This is a genomic window from Paraburkholderia caledonica NBRC 102488 (assembly GCF_000685095.1).
Classification (GTDB): domain Bacteria; phylum Pseudomonadota; class Gammaproteobacteria; order Burkholderiales; family Burkholderiaceae; genus Paraburkholderia; species Paraburkholderia caledonica.
Window position 1 is genome coordinate 1 of record NZ_BAYE01000065.1, and the last position, 1,450, is coordinate 1,450.

At 57.7% G+C, this 1,450-nt stretch carries 1 protein-coding gene; it reads left to right on the forward strand.

Going from position 1 to position 1,450, the window contains the following annotated elements:
• The first annotated feature begins 53 nt into the window (after positions 1-53).
• Positions 54-1,417, forward strand: a protein-coding gene (locus BCA01S_RS38370) for an IS3 family transposase (RefSeq protein ID WP_110406637.1) whose coding sequence is annotated in 2 segments (ribosomal slippage) — positions 54-551 and positions 554-1,417 — 1,362 coding nt in all. Because the reading frame shifts where the segments join, the coding sequence is not laid out codon by codon here.
• Positions 1,418-1,450 lie beyond the last annotated feature (33 nt).

Here is a 1,450-nt window from a genome sequence, read left to right on the forward strand (position 1 = left end):
TGAACTGCACCCCAAAAGTTGGACACCCGTCCAACGATTTGGGGTGTTTTTTCATGAGCAGGCACAGCGCGCGATTCAAGCGAGCGGTCGTCAAAGACTATCTGTCAGGCAAGTACGGTGGTAGTCGTGGAGTGGCGCACCGGCACGGTGTAGACCATGGCACAGTGCGTAAGTGGGTGGCGGCATGGCGCGCGCACGGCGAGGCGGCGTTCCAGAAGAAGTACAGTCGTTACGACGGCCAGTTCAAGCTGAAGGTGCTGCAGTTCATGCACACGAAGGCACTGTCGTGCCGGGAAACGGCTTCGGTCTTCGATATTCGTAATCCGGGCGTGATCAGTCTCTGGAAAGGCCGCTATGATTCGGGAGGTCTTCAGGCTCTTGAGCCGCGCCCCCGAGTACGTTCCGTGAAACATCCCAGGTCATCCGCCCCGCCCGTCTCACCGAAGTCCGATGAGACCCGCACGAAGGAAGAGCTCCTGAAGGAGCTGAACTACCTGCGCATGGAGAATGCGTATCTAAAAAAACTCGATGCCTTGATCCGCTCGGAAAGCCCCACAGCGCCGCGCAAAAAGCGCAAGTAGTGGCCGGGTTAAGGCATGAGTTTCCAGTTCAGGGTCTGCTGAAAGTAGCAGGCCTGGCGCGCAGCACGTTCTATTACCAATGCAAGGCATCCCAGAAGGCAGACAGGCACGCGCAGCTCAAGGCGCGCATCCGCTCTGTCTTCGAGCAGCATAAGGGGCGTTATGGCTATCGCCGTATCACCAGCGCAATCCGCCATCTGGGCACGGCTGTGAATCACAAGACCGTCCAGCGGCTGATGCAACTGATGAAACTCAAGAGCCTGGTGCGCCCCAAAAAGTATCGCGCCTTTCGCGGGACGGTGGGACGCATCGCGCCGAACGTGCTGCAAAGACAGTTCGATGCCGACGCACCGAACCAGAAGTGGGTCACCGATATCACGGAATTCCGGGTGGGCGAGCAAAAGCTCTATCTGTCGCCGGTTCTGGATCTGTATAACGGTGAAATCGTCGCTTACGAAACGGCCACCCGTCCGGCATTCGCGATGGTCGCTGGCATGATCAAAAAGGCGTTCAGGCGGCTCGGCGCTGACGATCGTCCCGTGGTCCACTCAGATCAGGGCTGGCACTACCAGATGAGCGCTTACCAGGCGCTGCTCGCGCAACGCGCCCTGACGCAAAGCATGTCGCGCAAGGGCAACTGTCACGATAACGCCGCCATGGAGAGCTTCTTCGGCACCTTGAAGTCAGAGTTCTTTTACCTGAACCGCTTCGAGAGCATCGAAGCCCTTCGAACCGGAATCAAACGCTACATCCACTATTACAATCACAGCCGCATCAAGCTGAAGCTAAAAGGGCTGAGTCCTGTGATGTACAGAACTCAGCCCTCACGGCCTTAGCCCAAGACTGTCCAACTTTGCGGGGTCAGTTCA